Genomic DNA, 22,495 nt, shown 5'->3' with positions numbered 1-22,495 from the left:
GCCTGTGCGATCATGAGTCCATGACCGACACCGCATCCGCGTCGACGCCGGGATCCGCCGAGCCTGAGGGATCTGCCGATCCTCAAGGATCTGCAGAGGTGCCGCGTCTGCGGGCCGCGCTCGAGACGTTCCCGCCCTACATTCCGGGCAAACCGCCGCGCGAGGTCCCGGGCCTCGAGTCCTTCAAGCTCTCTTCGAACGAGAACCACCTCCCGCCGCTTCCCTCGGTGCTCGAGACCATGGCCGAGCATGTGGGCAATCCCGCTCATTACCCCGACGACGCCGCCACCGCGCTGCGCACGGAACTCGCCGCGCGCCTCGGCGTGGGGATCGAGAACCTCGTCGTCACCACCGGGGCGAGCGAACTCCTCGTCGCGCTCACGCAGATCACCTCGGATGGCACGACCGAGGCCGTCTACCCGTGGCCCTCGTTCGAGATGTACCCGCAGACCACCGGGTTGGCCGGGGCCACCCGCATCGAGGTGCCCCTGCGCGCTGACGGCACCCACGACCTCGCGGCGATGGCGGCAGCGGTCACCGAGGCGACGAGCCTCATCATCCTCTGCTCCCCGAACAACCCCACGGGGCCGGCCCTGCGCGATGCCGAGGTCCGGGACTTCCTCGCGGCCGTTCCCGAGCGTGTCCTCGTCGCCCTCGACGAAGCGTACTGGGAGTTCGCGACCGCGGGCGGCACCGTCGACGGGCTCGGCCTGCTCGCCGACCACCCCAACCTCGTTCTCCTCCGCACGTTCTCCAAGGCCCACGGGCTTGCGGGCCTGCGTGTCGGCTACGGCGTCGGACATCCGCGGGTCATCGCCGGCCTGCTCAAGGCCGTCATCCCCTTCGGCGTCACCGACCTCAGCCAGGCCGCTGCCCTGACATCGCTGCGCCACTGGGACGAGGTCATGGCCCGCGCCGCCGTGATCTCAGGCGTCCGCGACGACTTCGCCCAAGCCCTGCGCAGTCAGGGCTGGGACGTGCCCGAAGCGCAGGGCAACTTCGTGTGGCTGCCGCTCGGGGAGCTGTCCGACGCCTTCGAAGACGCCTGTGTGGAGCAGGCGATCGCGGTGCGCAACTTCGGCGACGGAGTGCGGATCAGCATCGGTCCGCGCGCCGCCCTCGACCGGGTGCTCGAGATCGCCGCGGACTTCCGCGCAGCCCATTTCGGCTGAGCGCAGCCCATTTCGGCTGAGCGCGGTCCCCGTCGCCGCAAGCCGGCCTAGAGTTCGGCGAGTTCGAGGGCGAGCGCCACGGCCTGCGTCGTCTCCGGGTTCCCGAGGTCCCGGCCGAGCAGCCGCTCGATCCGCTGCAGTCGGGCACGGACCGTGTGCCGGTGGATGCCGAGCTCGGCGGCCACCGCATCCCGCACTCCCCCGGCGGCGATGAACGTCCGCAGGGTGAGCAGCAGCTCCCGGCCGTCCTTCGACGCGAGCAGGTCACCGAGGACGCGATCGACGAAGCGCACCGCAGCCGCCTCGTCGATCGAGGACAGCAGAGCCCTGACATCGGAGTTCGCCGTCTCATGCTGGGTCCGCCACACCGTCCACGTGTGATGGACCTGGGTCAGCGGCAGCGGCTTGTGGAAGAGCTTCTCCAGCCCGGTCACCGCCGCGACCCGATCGACGAGGCTGTCGCCGGTGTGGACGACGGCGATCATCGACCCCGACCGGGCGAGCAGCGTGTCGGCGCCGAGGTCGGCGAGCAGATGTTCGGCACTCTCCCCGCGCACCTCGCCGAAGATCGTGAACTCGGCCCGGGAGACCGCGGGCGAACCCGTGCGCAGCACCCACTCGGTGCGGGCCTCCGCCGGGCTCAGGGTCGTCGTGAACAGGCGCGACTCCCCGCGCCGAGGCGGTCCCTCGGAGACGGCGAGACCGAGCAGGGCCGCGGCGGTCGAGAGCAGCTGGGAGCGGATGCGCGAGCTCACGGCCGACTCGGCGGCGGTGAGGATCCACCCGACCACCTGCTCGTCGCCGAGCGGCACGGCTTCGAGACCGCCCCCGCCCGACCGCAGCAGGCGCGGGGCGAGCGAGGCGCCGAGCGCCTCCCCGATGAGCTCGGTGCGCACGGCCGCGGGTGCGTTCGCGCCGGTGAGACCCCGACCGGTCGGGGAGACGAGCTGGACCTCGCTGCCGAGCGTCGCTGAGAGATCGGCGATGAGGGCGGCCGGACCGGTGCGGGCGAGCGCGGTGGCGAACCGTCGCCCGGCGCTGCTGGCCCGGGTGACCTCACGGTTCGTCTCCTCTTCGCGCATCCGCGTGAACGCGTCGACGACGGCAACGAACGGCACGGGCTCGGGCACCCCGAAGAGCGCGAGACCGTGCTCGCGGGCATGGCCGATGAGGGAGTCCGGCAGCCGGACCGACGGCAGGTCGCTGCCGAGGCCGATCCCGAGGGCGTGGACCCCGACCCGCTTGAGTCTCGCAATGTAGTCACCGGCCGAGTCTGCGGTGAGATCCTGGCCGACGCCGATCGTCAGCAGCACCTCGCCACCGGCGAGCCATTCGTCGACTTCGGGCAGTTCGGAGGAGTGGACGATCGTCACCTCCTGCTCCCGTGCTCCCGGCGGATCGACGGCGATCTCGAGGGCGAGTTCACGCCGCGCCCACAGCTGTCCCAAGGTGACCATGCGGCCCATCCTATCCGGCATGGCTATGCACATGCGGCTGACTGTCCACGCTGGATATCTGTGACGGGGATGACAGGTCCTAGGCTGATGGCACGCCACCAGCGAGATCACCCCATCACGACCAAGGAGAGTCAATGCCGTCTCAGCCCCTCGGCCCTGCCGACTACAGTCAGACACCCCGCTTCGCCGGGCCCCCGACCTTCGGCCTCCTCCCCCGCCTCGACGAGGTCGAGTCCCAGCGTCCGGGAGAGAAGATCGACGTCAAGATCGTCGGCATCCCCTTCGACGCCGGTGTCAGCTACCGTCCCGGCGCTCGCTTCGGGCCCGCGCACATCCGTCAGTCCTCGAAGCTGCTGCGTCCCTACAACCAGGCCACGAACGTCCACCCCTTCACGTGGCAGCAGGTCGCCGACTGCGGTGACCTGGGCGTCAACCCCTTCGACATCGAAGAGGCCATCGCCACGGTCGAGGAGAACGCCGATGCCCTGCGCGCCGACGGTGCGAAGGTCCTCACCCTCGGCGGCGACCACACGCTCGCCCTGCCGAACCTGCGGTCGCTGCACAAGACGCACGGGAAGATCGCCGTCCTCCACTTCGACGCCCACCTCGACACCTGGGACACGTACTTCGGCGCCCCGTACACGCACGGCACCCCGTTCCGACGCGCGAGCGAAGAGGGGCTCATCGACCTCACCGCCTCGATGCACGTGGGCATCCGCGGTCCCCTCTACGGGAAGAAGGACCTCGAGGACGACGAGGTACTCGGCTTCCAGATCATCCGCAGCGACGACTACCAGTTCACCTCCGTCGAAGAGGTCGTCGCCCGGATCCGCAAACGCCTCGGCGATGCCCCGGTCTACCTCTCGATCGACATCGACGTCCTCGACCCGGCCGCCGCACCCGGCACCGGCACCCCCGAGGCCGGAGGCATGACGAGTCGCGAACTGCTCAACTCGATCCGCGGACTCCAAGGACTCAATGTCGTCGGCGCGGAGATCGTCGAGGTCGCCCCCGCCTATGACCATGCGGAGATCACGGGGCTGGCCGCCGCGCACTGCGGCTACGAGATCCTCTCCCTGTGGGCGGCCGAGCAGAACGGCCTCACCGGCCCGTCCGGTCCCAGCGGGGAGGCCCTCGGTGTCTGAGACCACAGCAGCCCGGCCCTCCGAGGCGACCGCGTCGACGACGACCGAGCGCTTCCGCAACGGCGGCAAGGCCGTGATCGCGACGCTCGCCGCCAACGGCGTCGACACGATCTTCGGGATCCCGGGCACGCACAACCTCGAGTTCTACCGGCATCTGCCCGAGTTCGGCATCCGGGCGATCACGCCGCGCCACGAACAGGGAGCAGGCTACGGCGCCGACGGCTACTTCCTCCTCTCCGGCAAGCCCGGGGTCGTCATCACGACCTCGGGACCGGGGCTGACGAACGTCATCACGGCAGCGGCCACCGCGTATGCGGAGTCACGCCCGATGCTCATCCTCTCCCCCGGTGTGCCCACCGGACTCGAGCGGGCCGACATCGGCATGCTCCACGAGACGAAGGACTCCTCCGGGGCCCTGTCCCACCTCCTCGTGTCCTCCCAGCGCACCCGCACCGCCGAAGGCGCAGCGCAGGCCGTCGCCGAGGCGTTCGCCCTCTTCGCGTCCTCGCGTCCGGGTCCCGTGCACATCGAGGTGCCCCTCGACGTCCTCGAGGGCGACTGGCACGGCAGCGTCCCGGCACCGGTCCCGGCCAGGCGACCAGGCCTCGACGCCCGCGCCGTGAGCCGGGCCGCCGAGGCGATCAGGTCCGCGAAGCGTCCGGTCATCGTCGCCGGCGGCGGCGCCCGGGATGCCGCCGCCGAGGTGACTCTCCTCGCCGAGTCCATCGATGCTCCCGTGGCGACGACGGCCAACGGCAAGGGCATCGTGGCAGAGGACCATCCGCTCTCGCTCGGTGCGAACGTCCGGTTCCCGAGCGTCCAGGCCGAGACCGCAGCCGCCGATGTCCTCATCGTCCTGGGCTCCGAACTCGCCGACTCCGACCTGTGGGGCGGAGTCATCGGCGCGCAGACCGCGCCGGGTGTGCGCGACGAGACGGCACAGCAGACCGTCATCCGCTGCGACATCGACCCCGACCAGCTGGGCAAGAACCTGGACGGCGACATCCTCGTGTGCGCCGACACCGGGGAGTTCCTCGCGGCCCTGAGCACCGAGCTCGGTGCTGCCTCTGAGCGCACGGCTGAGGGCACGGTCGCGTCCGACGGGGCGGCCGCCTCGGCGAGGGACCGGGTCGCAGCGATCCGGGCCGGCTGGGATGCGGACTTCGACTTCGACAAGATCGGCGCCCGGGTCACCCGACTCGTCGCCGAGGGCGCCGGACCCGAGGTCGTCATCGCCGGCGACTCCTCGCAGGTCACCTACGACGGGTCGATCCACGCGCTCACCGCCCGCACCCCTGACCAGCTGCTCTACATGCCGGGCTTCGCGACACTCGGCTACGGCATTCCCGCAGCGCTGGGGGCGAAGGTCGCCGCACCGGAGCGTCCGGTCGTCTGCGTCCTCGGCGACGGGGCGGCGATGTTCTCCGTCCAGGAGATCATGACCGCTGCCGAACTCGGACTCGGCATCCCCTTCGTCGTCGTCGACAACGGCGGGTACGCGGAGATCGAGGAGCAGATGGTCGACCGGAACATGGAGCCCTTCGCCGTCCGCCTCGCCCGCCCCGACTTCGCGCAGCTCGGGGCCTCGATGGGCGGGGTCGGGGTGAGCATGCGGGAGTCGGAGATGACCGCCGAGCTGCCCGACGTCGTCGCCGAGGCGCTGAGCCGCGACGTGCCCACCATCGTCCACATCACCGTCGGCAACTGACCCGACCCGAAGGAGGAGTCACTGTGGACTCACTCGTTGTCATCATCTATCTCGCCGCCATGGTGGGATTCGGAATCTGGGGTCGCTTCAAGGCGAAGAACCAGGACGACTTCCTCGTCGCCGGTCGCCGGTTGGGCGGTCTGCTCTACACGGGCACGATGTCGGCCGTCGTCCTCGGCGGCGCCTCGACGATCGGCGGGGTCGGCCTCGGCTACACCTCGGGACTGTCGGGCATGTGGCTGGTCTTCAGCATCGGCATGGGCATCATCGTCCTCTCCCTGTTCTTCGCCCCGAAGATCCAGAAGCTCGAGATCTACACGGTCTCGCAGATGCTCGAACTGCGCTACGCCAAGGGCTCGCGGCTCGTGTCGGGGGCGATCATGACCGCGTACGGTCTGATGATCTCGACGACGTCGACGGTCGCCTACGCCACGGTCTTCCATGCGCTCTTCGACCTCGACAAGTTCTGGTCGGTGATCATCGGCGGCGGCATCGTCATCACGTATTCGATGCTCGGGGGCATGTGGTCGATCACGCTGACCGACTTCGTGCAGTTCCTCATCCAGACCGTGGGCATCTTCCTCCTCATGCTCCCGATCGTCCTCAACAAGGCCGGTGGCCTGGGCGAACTGTTCTCCGCCCTGCCGGCCGAGCAGACGTCCCCTGTGGGCATCGGCTGGCAGGCGATCCTCGGCTACATCCTCATCTACACCCTCGGTCTCCTCATCGGCCAGGACATCTGGCAGCGCGTGTTCACCGCGCGTTCGCCCGGCGTCGCCCGTTGGGGCGGGCTCTCGGCCGGCGTCTACTGCCTGCTCTACGCCGTCGCCGGAGCGCTCATCGGCATGGCTGCGGCCCGCATCGTGCCGGGCATCGAGGTCGCCGACGACGTCTTCGTCGCCGTCGTCGATGCCGCGATGTCGCCCGTGCTCGCCGGTCTTGTCCTTGCCGCGGCTCTCGCTGCGATGATGTCGACGGCCTCGGGGTCGCTGCTCGCCGCCTCGACCGTGTGCCGGCAGGATATCGTCGAGCCTCTCCTCGCCCGCAGGGACATCGTCCCGGCCGTGCGTGCCGGCGCCGAGGTGGGAGGCCTGGGTTCGACCGACGCCGGTTCGACCGACGCCGGTTCGGGCGTCGTCGGTTCGGGCGTGGGTTCGGCTGCCGTGAGTTCGGCTGCCGTCGGGTCGGGCAGCACGGCTTCGGGCGGGGGCACGACCTCTGCGCTCACGCAGTCGCTCGTCCGGGAGACCGGTGACGAGGTGCGCGATTCGCGGATCTACCTCATCGGCCTCGGCATCGTCACTCTCGCCCTCGCCCTCATCATGCCCAGCGTCGTCGAAGCGCTCACGGTGGCCTACAACCTCCTCGTCGCGGGGCTCTTCATCCCGATCCTCGGCGGCCTGATCTTCCGCCGCGGGACGATCGTCGGCGTCATGGCCGGCATGATCCTCGGTTCGGTGACGACGATCGTGCTCATGATCACCCTGGGCATCTACTCGAACGAGGCGATCTACCTCGGCCTGCTCGCCTCTCTGCTCGGCTATGTCGTCGGTTCACTGGTCTCGAAGCCGACGCCGCCGGAGATCATGGCTGAGTGGAGGGAACGCCTGAGCCGGTAGTCGCCGGGCGTCACGGCCGGCGGAAACCGGGCGGCCTGAACGGTCGACTGGAACCGGGCGGCCTGAGTCGGCCGGCCCGAGCCGCTGCCCTGGACAGACCGGCCTGAGCCGCCGCGGACCCTGAGGTCTGCGGCGGCTCAGTGCTTTCCGCGGTTCGTCCCGCCCTTTCGCCGCTTCGGCTTCGCGATCTCCCAGACCGCGTAGGCGACAAGGGCGCCGGCGATGATCCAGATGCCGATCCGCTTCTCCTCGGGGTTCGTCAGCTGCGCGATGTAGCCGACATAGGGCACGTGGTAGCGGACGACCCCGCGGACCTGGACGCTGCGCACCGGGTCGGGGTCGGCGGCGTTGTTGTTGTCGCCCTTCGTCCGGTAGACGGTCTCCCCGTGGACCCTGGCGACGTCGATGATGCGGTGCGTCACGAGGTCACGCTGACCGGAGTTGGGCTGGTAGGTGACGACCTGGCCCTTGTCCAGGGTCTGCGCCTGCGCGGGCTTGAGCGGCTTGACGATCACCTGCGAGCCGGGCGGGATCGTCGGATCCATCGAACCGGTGGTCACGGTGAGCGGAATCCATCCCATCGCCAGGGGCAGCGCCACCGTGGCGATGAGGACGCCGGCGATGACCGCCACGAGGACCCCGCAGACCCACGAGACGATTCTTCGCAGTCGCCGCCGTGGCCGGGGCCGCCGCAAGTCGCCTGACGGTTCTTCGACCGGAGCCTGTGCGGTGGAGTCCGGTACAGGCGAACTCGACGCGGGCGAGCCTGGTGTCCTCTGCCTCGTCACTGCGGTCATGACGCGCCTCCTTGTCGTGCGTCCCCGCCGGCACGTTCCGTGCCGACATGCCTCTGGCCTGCACGTCTGCGACGGGCGACAGCGACGAGGGCGAGTCCGAGACCGATCGCTGCCGCCGCGAGGGTGATGAGTCCGGCCCCGCCGAATCCGGTCCTCGGCAGCGCCCACCCTCCATCGGCGCTCCCGGCGCCGCCGGCGCTTCCCGCCGACGAGTTGGAGATTCCCGAGGAACCAGAACTCGAAGCCTCCGAGCTCGAGCCCGCGGCCGAGGTGCCGTCGGAGTCCGCTCTGGTCTCCGCCTCGGCGGCGGTGCCTCCCCCACTGTCATCCGCTTCGGCCGCGCTGCCTCCCGCGTCGCTGCCGCCGGGTGCGCACTCGACCCCGGTGCTCAGCCCCAGCGAGAACCGCAGCGGCCACGTGCGGGTCTGCGTGTCGTTGTCCCGTTCCCCGACGGCAGGCAGGTCGACGCTCACGCGCAGCGTCGCATCGGCATCGGGTGCCAGTTCGCCGAGGGCGAAGCGCTGTCCGACGACCTTACGGTACGAGTCCTTCGCCACGGTCCGTCCCGCCCAGGTGATCGACACCTGGAGGTCATGGGCCGGGTCGGCGACCCCGGCGGTCTCCGGGGCGACGATGAGCACGGCGGTCACCGGCACCTCGGCGATCGATCGGACACGCAGCTCATCGTCTCCGCCCGACCCGGGCGCCATCAGCTCGGGGACGTCGGGGAAGGCCCGCTGGAGATCGTCCGGGGCGCTCTCCCCGCTGCCGTCGGTCTCGGAGACCCGGACCGCCTCGGCGATCGAGGTGGGGCACTCCTTCGCCGAGGCGGGGGCGGCGATTCCCAGGATCGCCACGGTCACCGCCGTGAGGAGGACGAAAGCAGCCGCGCAGCGCCGCCGCCGGCGGCGGACGGCGCGGGCCAGGGTCGAGGGCACGAGGAATCCGATCACAGTGTCACCCGGCTCACGGTGCACGAGACATCGGACGAGAAGGCCTCCTGGGTCATCTGCAGGTCGTAGATCGGTGACTGCGTGGGCCGATCGCCATTGGGTCCCGGGTTGTGACCGCCGGCCCCACCGGTGCCGCGGATGACGAAGCGGACCGTCACGTCGTAGCCGAAGAGGTAGTTGAGGGGCTGTTTGGAGACTTCGACGTCGTTGCCGGTGAAGTCGGAGCCGACCTCGGGGATCGCGACGTAGGAGTCGAAGGCGGCAGGGTCGCCGGCGAGACGCCGGGCGGTCTTGGCCATGCGGGCGAATTCGGGCAGTTCGGAGGTGTTGACGACGAACGTGTGCGAGTTGTCGACGTTGAACACTCCGTAGCAGGCGCCGGAGCCGTCCTGCCCGGTGTCGACGGTGATCGCGGGCTTCTTCACCGTGGCGCTCACCCCGACGCACTCCTGCGCGGCACTTGCCCCGGGCGGGCAGGCCGGGCGGTCGCCGGGCTCTGGTCCCAGAGCGCCGTAGGGATAGAGCTGGGCCGTCTCGGTGTCCGAGAGTCCGTCGATGCGCCAGTCGACGGCGAACCGGAAGTCGAAGCGGACCCCGGAGGCTCGAGCGAGATCCTGATAGAGCAGTCGCGAGTTCCGTCCTTCGACCAGCACGGGTACGGACTGCTCGGCACCGGGAGCCAGGGTCCATCGGAGTTCGGTCTCCGAGAACTGCTTCGTCGAGGTGTCGGCCGTGACGTAGTTCGAGATCTCCCGCTTCACACCGCCGTCGTCGACGATGAAGGCCGCAGCCTTCCCCCACGCTTCGGAGATGTTCGTCCCGGCCAGTTCCACGGACGCGATCCTGATGCTCGCGACCATTGTCGTCGGGGACGTGTTCTTCAGGGTCAGCGAGGTCTCGTTCATCTGCCGGTCGAACCAGTTCCATGACCCGTAGTCAGGGGTGACGACACCGGCGGTTCCGGCCTCGATGCCCTGCGCTTGGAGCGTCATCTCAGTGTCGTCGCTGGCCTCGGAGTAGAAGCGGGCCAGCGTCGAACCGGTGGGCATGATCGCCATCGCGACGATCGCGGCAACGAGGGCGAGCACGCACGCACCGGCCAGCACGGGCATGACTCCTGTCCGGAGCCTGGGTCTCCGCTGCCGGTGTTCGGTCTGCCGGTCGGTCATCGGTCCTCCTGTACGACTGCCACGCTGACTCCGGCCACGCTGAGATCGTCGAAGACCCGGGGCCAGGCGTCAGCGCTGACCTGGCCGGTGAAGTCGAAGGTCCGCCGCGAGGTGATCGTCTGTGCGCCCTCGAGCGGACCCTCGGGGCTCACCGTCGCCTCCGCAGTCCATGCCGGGGGCGGATCGGGCTGGTCGGATGTCAGGGTTGCCGCATAGCGGAGGTTCGTGCCCTTCGCACTGACGTCGAAACGGGATGCGATCGTCAGACGGTCGCCGCGCATGAAGCGGAAGTCCTCGACCTGCCCCTTGCTCAGTCGGGCGCATCGGGTGAAACCCTGGTCGGCGTCGCACGACTGCAGGTCGGCGAACCGCGCGTCGGTCGTGTACTTGCTCTGCACGCGGTAGGAGACCGGTGCCGCTGTGACCCTGAGCTCTCCGGAGCGCACCTCGACCGACTGCTTATCGAAGTTCGCTTCGTCGTACCACCGTGCTCCGGTGCCCAGACCGCTCGAGAGGAGGACCAGGGCGGCACCGGCTGCCGCAAGCGCTCGCACTCTCATAGGATCTCCGAGGTCGGCTGAGGACGCACCGTCCTCCGGCACGGGGATCCCGTGCCGGAGGTCTCGGCGTCAGCGATCGTTCTGCACCAGCTGGAGCTTGATGTCTCCGGTGTTGAACGAGTAGTCCGAATTCTGCTTCTCCTCACCCCACCACTGCGCGGTGTCGGTGGTGGGCTTGTCGCGATTGAGCGAGTTGTCCACGGAGTCCTTGAACTCCTTGAAATAGATTGAGAAACCGACGTCGAAGGTGTCACCGTCATTGGCCGCGGTGAGTGCGACGGGTTCCGTGCTGCCGTTGACTGTCGCCTTGAGCACGGCGAAATCGTCATTGACGAGTTCGGCGAGCTTGCCGGTCGGAACGGCCGAGAGCGTGGCCTTGAGGTTCTTGCCCTTGATGTTCGTCACGACCTGCGAGCTGCCGGTGCACTGCATGGTGTCTCCCGGAGCGATGAGGTCACCGGGGGCGACATTATCGCCGCCGTTGGCCCACTGGCACGCGAGATTGTCGATCGCGAAGCTCAGTTCACCGGATTTGACCTCTGCAGCCTGGTTGCCCAATGAGGCTTCGTCGTACCAGCGGGCGAAGGTGAGGCCTCCCCCGATGAGGAGCACAGCAGCGGCTCCACCTGCAACGACGGCCTTCTTATTGATTCTCATATATTTTCGCTTTCCGGCACTACCGATGCCATTCATGATGAATAGACGGAAACATCGGACAGACGAGCAAGTGAATTCATAATTCACCTATGGAGTTTGACCGCACCGCACTTCCGACATCCTCCGTATTCTGAATTTATCACATCATTACCTTGAATGACTACTTCATTATTGTATCTACTCATTAGTAGTTAATGCTTCAATCTTTGTTAGGAAAATGACACTTGAATGAATTCGGGTATAGTTTCCCGTTTCCCGGATTCATTTCTCAGCCGCAGTTTTTCGGTCGACAGCACCTCTGACTTGGCACGGAACCGCCGGTGCCCTATATTCGACACGGTCAGGACTGTCGCTGCGCGGGCTCGCGCAGCCGGGGGTCCGGCGTTCGAAAAAGGAACGCGAAGCGGCATTGTTGCGTGAGACACATATGGATCACTCTCCATATCCCTCAGCTGCGAAAGGCCGCCCTCATGGCGCACACCTCGGCGCACGTCGCCCACACTCTGACCCGTCACATCGACGAGGTCTTCGGACTCATGGGCAACGGCAACGCCCACTTCCTCGATGCCCTGCTCACGACCACCTCGGCGACCTACACTCCGGTCCGGCACGAAGCCGGCGCGGTCGTCGCCGCCGATGCGCATTTCCGCACCTCGGGTCGACTCGCGGCCGCCACGACGACGTACGGTGCGGGCTTCACGAACACGCTCACGGCCCTCGCCGAGGCGGCACAGGCGAAGGTGCCCCTCGTCCTCGTCGTCGGGGACGAACCCACCTCGGGACCTCGGCCGTGGGACGTCGATCAGATCGCCATGGCCTCGGCGGTCGGCGTCCGCACGTACACAGTGGGCCGGGTCGACGCTGCTGCGGCCACGGTGACGGCGATCGAGCACGCCCTGACCTACCGGGTGCCGGTGGTCCTCGCGATCCCCTACGATGTCGCGACGCTCGAGATCGGTGAGATCCCCGACGTCCCCGGCCCTGGAACGCGTGCACCCCTGGCCCCGAACGGCGCCTCCGCGCAGGCCGCTCTCGATCGTCTGGCGGAGGCTCTCGCCGAGGCGCAGCGCCCGGTCATCCTCGCCGGACGCGGCGCGTGGCTGGCCGGGGCATCGGCGCAGCTCGGCGAGCTCGCCGAGGCGACCGGTGCGCTGACGGTGACGACGGCATTGGGCCGCGGGGTGTTCCCGGCCGCCGAGTTCGATCTCGGTGTGGCGGGCGGCTTCGGGGCACCAGGGGCGATGGAGAGGGTCCGCGAGGCCGATGTCGCCGTCGTCATCGGGGCCTCGCTCAATCAGTTCACGATGCGCTTCGGTGAGCTCTTCGCCCCGACCACCGCGGTGTGGCAGATCGACACCGATGAGCGCGCCACGCATGCTCGGGTCGGCGGATTCGTCCGCGCCGACGCCCGGCTGGCGACCGCGGAGCTCACCCGTCGCCTCGCCGAGGCGGGTGCGAGTCCGAGCGGGTGGCGGGAGTCGGTGGACACGGCGGCCGATCGTGTGTACGCGGTGGGGTCGGAGTTCGGCTCGGACGGTCGGCTCGATCCGCGGGCGGCGGCGTCCCGCCTCGGCGAGCTGCTGCCGGAGGACCGGGTCATCGTCTCCGACGGCGGCCATTTCATCGCGTGGGCGAACATGTTCTGGGAGCCGAGCGCACCGGACCGGATCGCCATGGTCGGCACCGCCTTCCAGTCGATCGGGTTGGGCTGGCACAGTGTGGCGGGGGCGGCACGGGCGAACCTGGATTCGACGGTCGTGCTCACCACCGGGGACGGCGGCGGGGTGATGGCTCTGTCGGATCTCGACACGGCGATCCGTTCGGCCGGCGGGCGCGGCATCGCGGTGGTCTTCAACGACGCCGCCTACGGTGCCGAGGTGCACCTCTACGGGCTCAAGGGCCTGGCGAAGGAACCGATGCTCATCGACGAGATCGACTTCGCGGCTTTGGCCACGGCTGCGGGCGGCCAGGGCGTGGTCGTGCGCGAACTCGCCGATCTCGACGTCGTCACCGAGTGGGCGTCGACCCCGGTGGACGAGCGGAGGTTCCTCGTCCTCGACCTGCGGATCTCCGGCACAGTCGTCGCACCGTACCAGGAGGAGGTCATCCGCGTGAACGCGTGACGGTCTGCGGGTATGACGAAGCCCCGTCCGTCTGGTCGGAACCAGGCGGACGGGGCTTGTCCTTGAGTGGAGATGGCGGGAATCGAACCCGCGTCCGTCAGCAGATTGTCAGGACTTCTCCGGGCGCAGTTCGTGAAGCAGTTTCTTAGGTTCTGGCCATCGCACGAACACGTAGACCAACGAACGGATTTGGGTAAGAGTCCCTCAGATGCCCCCAACGTGCATCTGAAGCAGTGGCCTCTTAAGCGACGCCAGGAACTAGAGCAGAGGCAACTCTAGGCTGACGGATTCGCAGCTCGCGCTCAATCAGGCAGCGAGGGCGAAATCGGTGCGGTTTTCAGATTTAGCACCTATTGTTTTGCAGAGGACATTAACGAGATGACTCTGCATTCTCGGCCCGCTTCTCCCGACGCAGTGTCCAACGTCGAAACCGATCATCCCCATATTCTGTTGCCAATCCTGTTCGCCACTCTCACCTGCAATGACAGGATCCTGCCGGCGACAGGAACACCAGCATACTCTCTCAACACCGGCCGGGCCAATCGCATTCCCGACTGTGTCGGAGACTTCCGCGCCGGGGACTCCGGTTCCACTCGAACCTGGGCTCCACCTCGGCGGAAGGTGTCCGCGTACGTCTCAGAGGTACTGCTTGGACTTCATGGCCCTCTCGGCCTCGCGCTTGTCCTGCGATTCGCGCAGCGCCTGGCGCTTGTCCCATTCGCGTTTGCCTCGGGCCAGGGCGATCTCGACCTTGACCCGCGATCCCTCGAAGTAGAGTTCGAGCGGGATGAGCGTGCGCCCGGACTCCTTGACCTTCTGGGAGATCTTGAGGATCTCCTCGCGGTGGAGCAGCAGCTTGCGGCGCCGGCGCGCGGCATGGTTCGTCCACGTCCCCTGGAGGTATTCGGGGATGTAGACGTTCTCGAGCCACGCTTCGTTCTGGAAGATGAGCGCGAACCCGTCGGTGAGCGAGGCCCGGCCTTCGCGCAGGGACTTCACCTCGGTGCCGGTGAGGACGAGACCGGCCTCCCACGTGTCCTCGATGTGATAGTCGTGGCGAGCCTTGCGGTTCCTCGCGATGACTTTCTTCCCGGTGTCCTTCGGCATGACCGGCCTCCTCTCAGGTCTCAGCGGATACGGCTGACGACGCATCCCACGTGCGCATTCGCCTGCGCACACAGACGGACAAGTCTATCGCACGCACGCGCTCTGCGGAACCGCGGCTGCGACCCCGTCCTGCCGGCTTACGAGATGAACGGCATTGCGTTGACGTAGTCGCCGCTCTCCATGATCTCGAAGTGGAGGTGGCAGCCGGTCGAGGCGCCCGTGGTGCCCGAGATCGAGATGACGTCGCCCTTCTTGACCTTCTGACCGTCGCGGACCTTCACGCTCGTGTTGTGGTTGTACGTCGAGGCGATCGACTTGCCCTTGATCTTGCCGTGGGAGATGACGACACGGTTGCCGTATCCGCCGGCCCAGCCCGCGGAGACGACGATGCCGTCACCGGCCGCGCGGATCGGGGTGCCGCAGGGCACGCCGAAGTCGGTGCCGGTGTGGAGTTTGCGGTTGCCGGTGATCGGGTGGATGCGGTAGCCGAACTGGGAGGTGATCGGGAAGCCCTTCGCGGGGTTGGCGAGCACACCGTCGCCGTAGACGAAGTTGCCCTTCTTCTCCTGCTCCTTCTCCCAGTCGCGGACCTTCTTCGCCAACCGGTCCTGCTCGGCTCGTTCGTCCTCGAGCTGCTTCTCGGTCTTGTCCTTGTTGTCCGAGATCGTCTTCTCCGCCGCGTCCTTGGTGGAGATGAGGTTGTTGAGGTCGTCGGCCTTCTTCTTCGCGTCGGCCTGCGCGGCCTCCTTCGCGATGACCGCCTCGGCGGCTTCGTCCTTGAGTCCCGAGATCTCGTCGGTGACCCCGGACAGCCGCTCTTCGTTGTTCTGGTTGAGCGCCCGCTGCTCGGAGAGGTCATCGATCGTGCGCTGCTGGGAGCGCACCGCGGAGTCGACGCGGCCGATCCCGCCGTCGGCGCTCGTGCCCTGCGCCATCTGCAGGAGCATCGCGAGGTCCGAGGTGATGCCGGAGTTCTGGTAGGCCTGGCGACCGATGCGCGCCGCCTGGGTGCGATGCTTGTCGATCTCCTCGGCGCCCGACTTGATCTGGTCCTTGAGGTCGGTCTGGGCGTTCTCCGCCGAGGTGAGCCGGGCGGCGAGGTCCTCATCCTTCTGGATCGCCTCGGCCAGGGCGTCATCGGCCTGCCGGGAGGCCTCCTCGGCGTCCGGGAGGGCCTTCTGCGCTTCGTCGCGTTCGGCGATGACGCGGGCGAGCTCCTCGTCGAGGCCCTCGAACTCCTGCTGGAGCTCCTTGACCCGGTCATCGACCTTGCTCTTGTCGTCGCGCGGATCCGCCGTCGCCGAGGTGGCGGGCAGGACGATAGCGAGGACCGCGGCCGTGATCAGAAGGGGAAGCCTGCGTTTCATATCAGACCTTCGTGTACTTGTTCAGGGTGATCAGCGACGATGCGCCGGCCATGACGACGCCGATGGCGATGAGGATCGGGGCGACGATGAGGACGTCGACGCCGGAGATGAGGTTGAAGCCGGTCGCCTGCTCCTGCAGCCAGCCGCTGACCCCGAAGTGGACGAGGAGTCCCAAGGTGCCGGCGGCCAGGGTCGCACCGATCGCCGCGGCGATGACGCCTTCGAGGAGGAACGGCAGTTGGATGAATGAATTCGAGGCGCCGACGAGGCGCATGATCCCGGTCTCCCGGCGTCTGGCGAACGCGGAGAGCCGGATCGTCGTGGCGATGAGCAGCATCGCGCACAGCAGCATGATGCCGGCGATGACGACGGCGACGACGGTGGCGACGTTGAGGACCCCGAAGAGCCGGTCGAGGAGCTGGTTCTGGTCGACGACCTCCTCGACACCCTGGGTCGAGGAGAAGTACTCCTTGATGATCTCGTACTTCTCGGCGTCCTTGAGTTTGATCCGGTACGACTCGTTCATATCGGACTCGGGCACGGTGCCTTCGAGGCTCGTGCCTTTGAACTGGTCCTGGAAGTGCTTGTACGCCTCGGCCTTGTCCTCGAAGTAGACGGTGTCGACGTAGGGGGCGAGCTCGGGTCCGGCGAGGGCGTCCTCGATGTTCTTCTTCTGCGCGTCGGTGACCTCGCCGTCGACGCAGTTCGTCGCCTCGGAGTCGGGCGGGCAGAGGAAGACCGAGACCTGGACGCGGTCGTACCAGTAGTCCTTCATCTGCCCCACCTGCATCTGCAGGAGGATGGCCGCGCCGACGAAGAGGAGGGAGACGAAGGTGACGAGGATGACCGAGAGCACCATCGAGAAGTTCTTCTTCAGGCCGGAGCCGACCTCGGAGAGGATGAAGCCGGCCCTCATGAGGCGACTCCGTACGTGCCGTGCTCGACGTCGCGGACGATGCGACCCTCGGAGAGTTCGATGACGCGCTTGGCCATGCGGTTGACGATCTCACCGTCGTGGGTGGCCATGAGCACGGTGGTGCCGTTGCGGTTGATCTTCTCGAGCACCGCCATGATGTCAGCACTCGTCACGGGGTCGAGGTTGCCGGTCGGCTCGTCGGCGAGCAGGATGCCGGGCTTGTTGACCACGGCGCGGGCGATGGCCACACGCTGCTGCTCACCGCCGGAGAGTTCGTGCGGGTAGCGCTTCTCCTTGCCGGCCAGTCCCACGGTCTCGAGGACGTCGGGCACGAGTGTCGACATCGCCGCGCGTGACTTGCCGATGACCTGAAGGGCGAAGGAGACGTTGGCGAAGACGGTCTTGTTCGGCAGCAGACGGAAGTCCTGGAACACCGTTCCGATCCCCCGCCGCAGGTAGGGCACGCGCCACGACGGCATCTTCACCACCGATTTGCCGGCGACGGCGATGCGGCCCTTCGTCGGCACCTCTTCGCGGAGGATGAGGCGGATGACCGTCGACTTGCCCGATCCCGAGGCTCCCACGAGGAAGACGAATTCCCCGCGGTCGGCCGTGAACGAGATGTCGTCGAGGGCCTTGCGGGTGCGGGAGTCGTAGGACTTCGAAACGGAGTCGAATGTGATCAAGAGGGTCTTCAATCAGTCAGCGGGTGCTCGGCCGCTTCCACTGTACGTAACAGTTCCGTGATGTTCGGGGAGGCGGCTGGGCGTGTGTTGCGCATCTGATGAAGTTCACAGTCGCGCCGAGGCGGGACAGCGTGTCCCCGCCCGCCGAGGCGGCTCAGTCCTCCTCGGCGTTCTCCTGCTGCTTGCGCCAGCGGATGCCGGCCTCGATGAGTCCGTCGAGGTCGCCGTCGAAGACGGCCTGCGGGTTGTTGACCTCGTAGTTCGTGCGCAGGTCCTTGACCATCTGGTACGGGTGGGTGACGTAGGAGCGCATCTGGTCGCCCCAGCTGGCCTTGATGTCGCCGGCGAGCTCCTTCTTCTGCGCCGCCTCTTCCTGGCGTTTGCGCTCGAGGAGGCGGGACTGGAGGACGCGCATCGCGGCTTCCTTGTTCTGGATCTGGGACTTCTCGTTCTGCATGCTCACGACCACGCCGGTGGGCAGGTGGGTGATGCGCACGGCGGAGTCGGTCGTGTTCACCGACTGGCCGCCGGGGCCCGAGGAGCGGTAGACGTCGATGCGCAGGTCGTTCTCGTCGACCTCGATGTGGTCGGTCGATTCGATGAGGGGGACGACCTCGACGGCGGCGAAGGAGGTCTGGCGGCGGCCCTGGTTGTCGAAGGGGCTGATGCGCACGAGGCGGTGGGTGCCGGCCTCGACGGACAGGGTGCCGTACGCGTACGGGGCGTTGACCTGGATCGTCGCGGACTTGATGCCCGCACCTTCGGCGTAGGAGGTGTCGAGCTCCTGGACGTTGTAGCCGCGGGACTCCGCCCAGCGGATGTACATGCGGATGAGCATCTGCGCCCAGTCGGTGGCGTCGTCGCCGCCGGCGCCGGAGCGGACGGTGACGACCGCGGAGCGCTCATCGTATTCTCCGGAGAGCAGCGTGGAGATCTCGAGTTCGCTCAGCTGGTCCTTGAGCTTGGCGATGTCTCGTTCGGCTTCGACGAGCGAATCCGAGTCGCCTTCGGCCTCCGACATCTCGATGAGGAGTTCGGCGTCGTCGATGCGCTCCCCGAACTTCTCGAGCTTCTCCAGCGTGCCCTGCTTGTGGGAGAGCTTGGCCGAGGTCTTCTGCGCCGAATCCGGATCGTCCCAGAACGTCGGCGACGACGCTTCCTCCGTGAGCTCGGCGACCTCGTCCCGCAGGGTCGGCAGGTCGGAGACGTCGAGGATCGCCTGGTAGGTCTGGCGGAGGCTGGCGATTTCGGAAGCGTGATCAGTAGTGGCCATAATGCCTCGATTCTAGTCCATGGGCGGGGCCCCGGTCGTCCCACCTCGGCGCGGTCACGATCGGCCCACCGCGCATCGAAGACCCCGATCGAGCATCGACAGCCCAGCGACAGTGACCGATGAAAACGTCCCAAACTACACGTATGGCATTTCCCTAACGTCACCGGAAGTTATCCACAGATTGGCAGAAAGTCTGGATAAATGGGAAATTCGCGATTACATTGACACCAATTGACAGCCAATCGCATTGCCGGATAAGCGGACTCGCCGACAGCCGCCCAGGGGTTCACAGTGGAAGCCACCGAGGTCATCACCAGCGAGGTCCACAAGAGGATCAGAGACCTCGACGTGGATCCTCGGGTCGATGTGCAGCGGTCGCGTGAGGTCATCCGCACCGTCATCTCCGAATACGACGAACGCAGTCTCACCGCGAATCTTCCGCCGCTCGAGGACCGGGAGGCGACGTTCCGCTTCATCGACCACCAGCTCTCGGGCTTCGGCGCCCTGCAGGACTACTTCGAGGATCCCCGCGTCGAGGAGATCTGGATCAACTCCCCCAGCGAGGTCTTCATCGCCGTCGACGGCGCCCACCAGCTGACGACGACGAAGCTGACCGCGAGCGAACTCGACGACCTCATCGAACGCATGCTGCGCACCTCGGGCAGGCGCGTCGATCTCTCCCAGCCCTTCGTCGACGCGATGCTCCCCGACGGATCCCGCCTCCACGTCGTCCTCCCCGACATCACGCGCACCTCGCCTGCGGTCAACATCCGCAAATTCATCCAGCGCCCGCGCAACCTCGCAGGCCTCGTCGCCCAAGGCAGCCTCACCCCGTCTGCTGCCCGCTTCCTCGACGCCGCCGTCGCCTGCGGCGCCAACGTCCTGGTCTCCGGTGCCACTCAGGCAGGCAAGACGACGATGCTCAATGCGCTGGCCGGCTCGATCCCCGCCCGTGAACGCATCATCAGCTGCGAAGAGGTCTTCGAACTCAACCTGCCCAGCCGGGACTGGGTGCCGATGCAGTGCCGACAGCCCTCCCTCGAAGGCACGGGAGAGGTCACACTGCGGGCGCTCGTCAAGGAGGCGCTGCGCATGCGCCCCACGCGCATCATCGTCGGCGAAGTCCGAGAGGCCGAGAGCCTCGACCTCCTCATCGCCCTCAACTCGGGCCTGCCCGGCATGGGCACGATCCACGCGAACTCCGCCCGGGCGGCGATCACGAAGATCTCCACCCTGCCGCTGCTCGCCGGCGCGAACATCTCCTCCTCCTTCGTCGTGCCCACAGTCGCCGTGAGCATCGACCTCGTCGTCCATCTCCGGCGCGACGCCTCCGGTGCCCGCCTCGTCAGCGAGATCTGCGCCGTCCCCGGCGGCGTCGAGGGCGACGTCATCGAACTCGACACGATCTTCCACTCACCCCACGGAACGCTCGTGCGCGGGCAGGGGTTCGGCCACCTCGGCGAGCGCTTCGCGACGATCGGCAAGGACCTCCACGCGATCCTGGAATCGACATGAGCTATTCGCAGATGAGCCTGCTCATCGGTGCCTGTCTGGGTGCCGGACTGCTGCTCGTGTGGATGTCGCTGTGGGAGGGCAGGCCGAAGACGCGCACACAGAGGCGATGGGTCCGCGAGGTCGACGACATGCTCACCACGGCGGGCTTCCCGCGCCTCCACCCGCTCCAGCTCGCCCTCGTCACCGTCGCCGTGTTCATCGTCGTCACCGTCGTCGCCACCGCGCTCACCCGGTCGTGGGCGATCGCCCTGTGCTTCGGGCTCTTCGCCTCGTGGCTGCCCTATCGGCTTCTCCAGCACCGCGCCCGCAGCAAGCAGGTGCTGCGCCGGGAGCTGTGGCCCGAAACCCTCGACCACCTCAACTCGGGCGTGCGGGCGGGCCTGTCCCTGCCCGAGGCGCTCAGCTCGCTCGCCCACCGTGGCCCCGAGCCCCTGCGCCCGCTCTTCGAGGTCTTCGCCGAGGAGTACCGGGCCAGCGGGTCGTTCGCGATCGCCCTCGAACGGTTCCGGCAGGTCGCCGCCGACCCCGTCGCCGACCGGATCGTCGCGGCACTCAGCGTCACCCGCCAGGTCGGCGGCAGCGACCTCGGCACGATGCTGCGAGCCCTCGCCCAGTTCGTCCGCGACGACGCCCGCACCCGCAACGAGCTCTCGGCCCGACAGCAGTGGACCGTCAACGGCGCCCGACTCGCCGTCGCAGCTCCGTGGGTCGTCCTCGCCTTCCTCTCGACGCGTCCGGAGACCGCCGCCGCCTACAACTCCCAGGCCGGACTCATCCTCCTCGCCGCCGGCTTCGTCGTCTCGCTGCTCGCCTACCAGGCGATGAAGAAGATCGGGCGCCTGCCCCAGGAACCGCGTGTCATCGCCGGATCGTCCCTGACCCGCTCGCCCTTCCCTCGCGGCGCCGAGGCGGGTGAACCGACGTGACCGCGCTGACCGATCCGCTCACCGTCCTCGTCCTCGGCACGGTCAACGGGCTGGCGCTGAGCTTCTTCGTCCTCTCCCTGCCGCCCCTGCGTCGACCCACCCTGTCCTCGCGGATCGAACCGTACCTGCGGGATCAGGAATCGCTCGTCGACGTCTACGCTCCCCCGACCCCGCGCCGCGAAGGACTCCTCGGCGTCCTCACCTCGGCGGCGATGACGACGACACTGTGGGTGACCTCCCGCATCACCACCGACGCGACGCTGAGCCTGCGGATCAGCCGCCTCGGCGGGCGGGCATCGATCGAACGGTTCCGGACGAATCAGATCCTCAGCATCCTCACCGGGATGATCGTCGGCGGCGGACTCGCCGGTCTCATCGCCGCCGGGCGAGGGTTCTCCCCGATCGTCGTCATCGTCCTCGTCGTCAGCGGCGGAGTCGCCGGACACATCGTCAACGACTGGCGTCTGAGTCAGGCGATCACCCGCCACGAATCGCGCATCCTCGCCGAGTTCCCCACCGTCGCCGAACTCCTCGCCCTGTCCATCACCGCAGGTGAGGGCATTGTCGAAGCACTGGAGAGGGTGTGCCGCACGTGCTCAGGCGACCTCGTCGACGAACTGCGCACCGCTCTCGCAGCCACCCGCACCGGCACTCCCCTCGTCGACGCCCTCGACCAGATGGCGACCCGCATCGCCATCCCCGAGATCGTCCAGTTCGTCGACGGACTCGCCGTGTCGATGACCCGCGGCACCCCGCTCGCCGAGGTGCTGCGCTCCCAGGCCGCCGACGTCCGGGAGCAGTCCCGACGCCGACTCCTCGAACTCTCCGGACGCAAGGAGATCGGGATGCTCGTACCCGTCGTCGTCTTCGTCCTGCCCGTCACGGTGATCTTCGCCGTCTTCCCCTCCCTCGCCGTCCTCGACCTCAGCCCCTGACCGCCCCTGTCCCCGCACCGCGACCCTCGACCTCTGACCAACCCGACGATCCCCGACCCTCAGGCCCCGATCCGCAGTCCCCGAAGAAGGAGGCACGATGTTCCATCACCTCACGACGAGTCTCACCCTGCTCACGCTCGGGTGGGCGCACGACGATCCGCCGGGCCCCCGACGGACGACACGACAGCGACGCAGCCCGGATGGCGGCCGCGGTTCGGGCGTTTCCCCTGCGCGAACCGGGCACAACAGACCTGGGCACGACCGACCCGACCGCGGTGACGTCCCCGGTTGGGTGCTCATCACCTTGATGACCGCGGGACTCGTCGTCGCCCTCTGGGCTCTTGCCGGTGAAGCGTTCACGACGATGTTCGAGGACGCGATGAACAAGGTGAGAGGTGCCGGGTGAGCCG

General features: G+C 67.7%; 20 protein-coding genes and 1 other RNA gene. 9 read left to right on the top strand and 12 right to left on the bottom strand.

Annotated features, from left to right (window positions below; translation table 11 throughout):
• The first annotated feature begins 20 nt into the window (after nt 1-20).
• Nucleotides 21-1,172, top strand: a complete 1,152-nt coding sequence (locus AACX88_RS06045) for a histidinol-phosphate transaminase (protein WP_339392200.1) — start codon at nt 21-23, stop codon at nt 1,170-1,172.
• Between the two features lie 47 nt (nt 1,173-1,219).
• On the opposite strand, the gene AACX88_RS06040 is transcribed toward AACX88_RS06045, so the two are convergent.
• Complete coding sequence (locus tag AACX88_RS06040) at nt 1,220-2,629, bottom strand: PucR family transcriptional regulator (RefSeq protein WP_339392199.1); 1,410 nt, start codon at nt 2,627-2,629, stop codon at nt 1,220-1,222.
• Nucleotides 2,630-2,763: 134 nt separating this feature from the next.
• Here AACX88_RS06040 and speB point away from each other — a divergent pair, with 134 nt between their 5' ends.
• From speB to AACX88_RS06025, 3 genes are read left to right on the top strand one after another with little or no spacing between them, the layout of a single operon-like run.
• Nucleotides 2,764-3,774: an agmatinase gene (speB, locus tag AACX88_RS06035; RefSeq protein ID WP_339392198.1), complete on the top strand. Its 1,011-nt coding sequence runs from the start codon at nt 2,764-2,766 to the stop codon at nt 3,772-3,774.
• Nucleotides 3,767-5,482: a thiamine pyrophosphate-binding protein gene (locus tag AACX88_RS06030; protein ID WP_339392197.1), complete on the top strand. Its 1,716-nt coding sequence runs from the start codon at nt 3,767-3,769 to the stop codon at nt 5,480-5,482. The genes speB and AACX88_RS06030 overlap by 8 nt, the downstream gene beginning before the upstream one ends.
• Nucleotides 5,483-5,505: 23 nt before the next feature.
• A complete protein-coding gene (locus AACX88_RS06025) occupies nt 5,506-7,101 on the top strand; it encodes a sodium:solute symporter family transporter (RefSeq protein WP_339392196.1) in 1,596 nt (531 codons plus the stop codon).
• 137 nt (nt 7,102-7,238) lie between these two features.
• Here AACX88_RS06025 and AACX88_RS06020 read toward each other — a convergent pair whose 3' ends face one another.
• The 5 genes from AACX88_RS06020 to AACX88_RS06000 form a co-directional block, all read right to left on the bottom strand.
• A complete protein-coding gene (locus AACX88_RS06020; RefSeq protein WP_422614409.1) occupies nt 7,239-7,733 on the bottom strand; it encodes a signal peptidase I in 495 nt (164 codons plus the stop codon).
• Between the two features lie 161 nt (nt 7,734-7,894).
• The gene (locus AACX88_RS06015; RefSeq protein ID WP_339392194.1) at nt 7,895-8,851 is read right to left on the bottom strand and encodes a hypothetical protein; all 957 of its coding nucleotides are present in this window, start codon (nt 8,849-8,851) and stop codon (nt 7,895-7,897) included.
• A complete protein-coding gene (locus tag AACX88_RS06010; protein ID WP_339392193.1) occupies nt 8,848-9,963 on the bottom strand; it encodes a hypothetical protein in 1,116 nt (371 codons plus the stop codon). Before AACX88_RS06010 ends, AACX88_RS06015 begins: the two co-directional genes overlap by 4 nt.
• 53 nt (nt 9,964-10,016) lie before the next feature.
• A complete protein-coding gene (locus AACX88_RS06005; protein WP_339392192.1) occupies nt 10,017-10,580 on the bottom strand; it encodes a hypothetical protein in 564 nt (187 codons plus the stop codon).
• Nucleotides 10,581-10,649: 69 nt separating this feature from the next.
• Complete coding sequence (locus AACX88_RS06000; protein ID WP_339392191.1) at nt 10,650-11,237, bottom strand: alternate-type signal peptide domain-containing protein; 588 nt, start codon at nt 11,235-11,237, stop codon at nt 10,650-10,652.
• A gap of 470 nt (nt 11,238-11,707) precedes the next feature.
• Here AACX88_RS06000 and AACX88_RS05995 point away from each other — a divergent pair, with 470 nt between their 5' ends.
• Complete coding sequence (locus tag AACX88_RS05995; RefSeq protein ID WP_339392190.1) at nt 11,708-13,360, top strand: thiamine pyrophosphate-binding protein; 1,653 nt, start codon at nt 11,708-11,710, stop codon at nt 13,358-13,360.
• A 64-nt stretch (nt 13,361-13,424) separates the two neighbouring features.
• Here AACX88_RS05995 and ssrA read toward each other — a convergent pair.
• The 6 genes from ssrA to prfB form a co-directional block, all read right to left on the bottom strand.
• Nucleotides 13,425-13,802, bottom strand: a transfer-messenger RNA (tmRNA) gene (gene ssrA / locus AACX88_RS05990).
• 194 nt (nt 13,803-13,996) lie between these two features.
• Nucleotides 13,997-14,467, bottom strand: a complete 471-nt coding sequence (gene smpB / locus AACX88_RS05985; RefSeq protein WP_339392189.1) for an SsrA-binding protein SmpB — start codon at nt 14,465-14,467, stop codon at nt 13,997-13,999.
• A gap of 137 nt (nt 14,468-14,604) precedes the next feature.
• Nucleotides 14,605-15,834: a peptidoglycan DD-metalloendopeptidase family protein gene (locus AACX88_RS05980; protein ID WP_339392188.1), complete on the bottom strand. Its 1,230-nt coding sequence runs from the start codon at nt 15,832-15,834 to the stop codon at nt 14,605-14,607.
• Between the two features lies 1 nt (nt 15,835).
• Entirely contained in the window at nt 15,836-16,750 is a 915-nt protein-coding gene (gene ftsX / locus AACX88_RS05975) for a permease-like cell division protein FtsX (protein WP_339392187.1), read from the bottom strand.
• Nucleotides 16,747-17,436, bottom strand: a complete 690-nt coding sequence (gene ftsE / locus AACX88_RS05970; RefSeq protein ID WP_339392186.1) for a cell division ATP-binding protein FtsE — start codon at nt 17,434-17,436, stop codon at nt 16,747-16,749. Before ftsE ends, ftsX begins: the two co-directional genes overlap by 4 nt.
• A 154-nt stretch (nt 17,437-17,590) precedes the next feature.
• Nucleotides 17,591-18,709 carry a peptide chain release factor 2 gene (gene prfB, locus AACX88_RS05965; RefSeq protein WP_339392185.1) on the bottom strand — a complete coding sequence of 373 codons (1,119 nt, stop codon included), beginning with the start codon at nt 18,707-18,709 and terminating at the stop codon, nt 17,591-17,593.
• Between the two features lie 291 nt (nt 18,710-19,000).
• Here prfB and AACX88_RS05960 point away from each other — a divergent pair, with 291 nt between their 5' ends.
• The 4 genes from AACX88_RS05960 to AACX88_RS05945 all read left to right on the top strand — a co-directional run bounded on the left by AACX88_RS05960 (nt 19,001) and on the right by AACX88_RS05945 (nt 22,491).
• The gene (locus AACX88_RS05960) at nt 19,001-20,224 is read left to right on the top strand and encodes a TadA family conjugal transfer-associated ATPase (RefSeq protein ID WP_339392184.1); all 1,224 of its coding nucleotides are present in this window, start codon (nt 19,001-19,003) and stop codon (nt 20,222-20,224) included.
• A complete protein-coding gene (locus AACX88_RS05955; protein WP_339392183.1) occupies nt 20,221-21,150 on the top strand; it encodes a type II secretion system F family protein in 930 nt (309 codons plus the stop codon). The genes AACX88_RS05960 and AACX88_RS05955 overlap by 4 nt, the downstream gene beginning before the upstream one ends.
• A complete protein-coding gene (locus tag AACX88_RS05950; protein WP_339392182.1) occupies nt 21,147-22,085 on the top strand; it encodes a type II secretion system F family protein in 939 nt (312 codons plus the stop codon). The genes AACX88_RS05955 and AACX88_RS05950 overlap by 4 nt, the downstream gene beginning before the upstream one ends.
• 127 nt (nt 22,086-22,212) lie before the next feature.
• Nucleotides 22,213-22,491 carry a hypothetical protein gene (locus tag AACX88_RS05945; protein ID WP_422614412.1) on the top strand — a complete coding sequence of 93 codons (279 nt, stop codon included), beginning with the start codon at nt 22,213-22,215 and terminating at the stop codon, nt 22,489-22,491.
• Nucleotides 22,492-22,495 lie beyond the last annotated feature (4 nt).

Origin of the sequence: Brevibacterium metallidurans (genome assembly GCF_037101285.1) — a bacterium.
In the GTDB taxonomy this organism is placed as follows: Bacteria; Actinomycetota; Actinomycetes; order Actinomycetales; family Brevibacteriaceae; genus Brevibacterium; species Brevibacterium metallidurans.
The sequence above is the reverse complement of the archived record's forward strand: the minus strand, read 5'-3'. Positions and strand labels throughout refer to the sequence as shown.

What these genes read in the sequence shown, in the direction of transcription:
- speB (WP_339392198.1), top strand. Translation starts at nt 2,764, where the DNA reads ATGCCGTCTCAGCCCCTCGGCCCTGCCGACTACAGTCAGACACCCCGC.
- AACX88_RS05995 (WP_339392190.1), top strand. Translation starts at nt 11,708, where the DNA reads ATGGCGCACACCTCGGCGCACGTCGCCCACACTCTGACCCGTCACATC.
- prfB (WP_339392185.1), bottom strand. Translation starts at nt 18,709, where the DNA reads ATGGCCACTACTGATCACGCTTCCGAAATCGCCAGCCTCCGCCAGACC.
- AACX88_RS05980 (WP_339392188.1), bottom strand. Translation starts at nt 15,834, where the DNA reads ATGAAACGCAGGCTTCCCCTTCTGATCACGGCCGCGGTCCTCGCTATC.
- smpB (WP_339392189.1), bottom strand. Translation starts at nt 14,467, where the DNA reads ATGCCGAAGGACACCGGGAAGAAAGTCATCGCGAGGAACCGCAAGGCT.
- AACX88_RS05955 (WP_339392183.1), top strand. Translation starts at nt 20,221, where the DNA reads ATGAGCTATTCGCAGATGAGCCTGCTCATCGGTGCCTGTCTGGGTGCC.
- ftsX (WP_339392187.1), bottom strand. Translation starts at nt 16,750, where the DNA reads ATGAGGGCCGGCTTCATCCTCTCCGAGGTCGGCTCCGGCCTGAAGAAG.
- AACX88_RS06005 (WP_339392192.1), bottom strand. Translation starts at nt 10,580, where the DNA reads ATGAGAGTGCGAGCGCTTGCGGCAGCCGGTGCCGCCCTGGTCCTCCTC.
- AACX88_RS06045 (WP_339392200.1), top strand. Translation starts at nt 21, where the DNA reads ATGACCGACACCGCATCCGCGTCGACGCCGGGATCCGCCGAGCCTGAG.
- AACX88_RS06000 (WP_339392191.1), bottom strand. Translation starts at nt 11,237, where the DNA reads ATGAGAATCAATAAGAAGGCCGTCGTTGCAGGTGGAGCCGCTGCTGTG.
- AACX88_RS06040 (WP_339392199.1), bottom strand. Translation starts at nt 2,629, where the DNA reads ATGGTCACCTTGGGACAGCTGTGGGCGCGGCGTGAACTCGCCCTCGAG.
- AACX88_RS06010 (WP_339392193.1), bottom strand. Translation starts at nt 9,963, where the DNA reads ATGCCCGTGCTGGCCGGTGCGTGCGTGCTCGCCCTCGTTGCCGCGATC.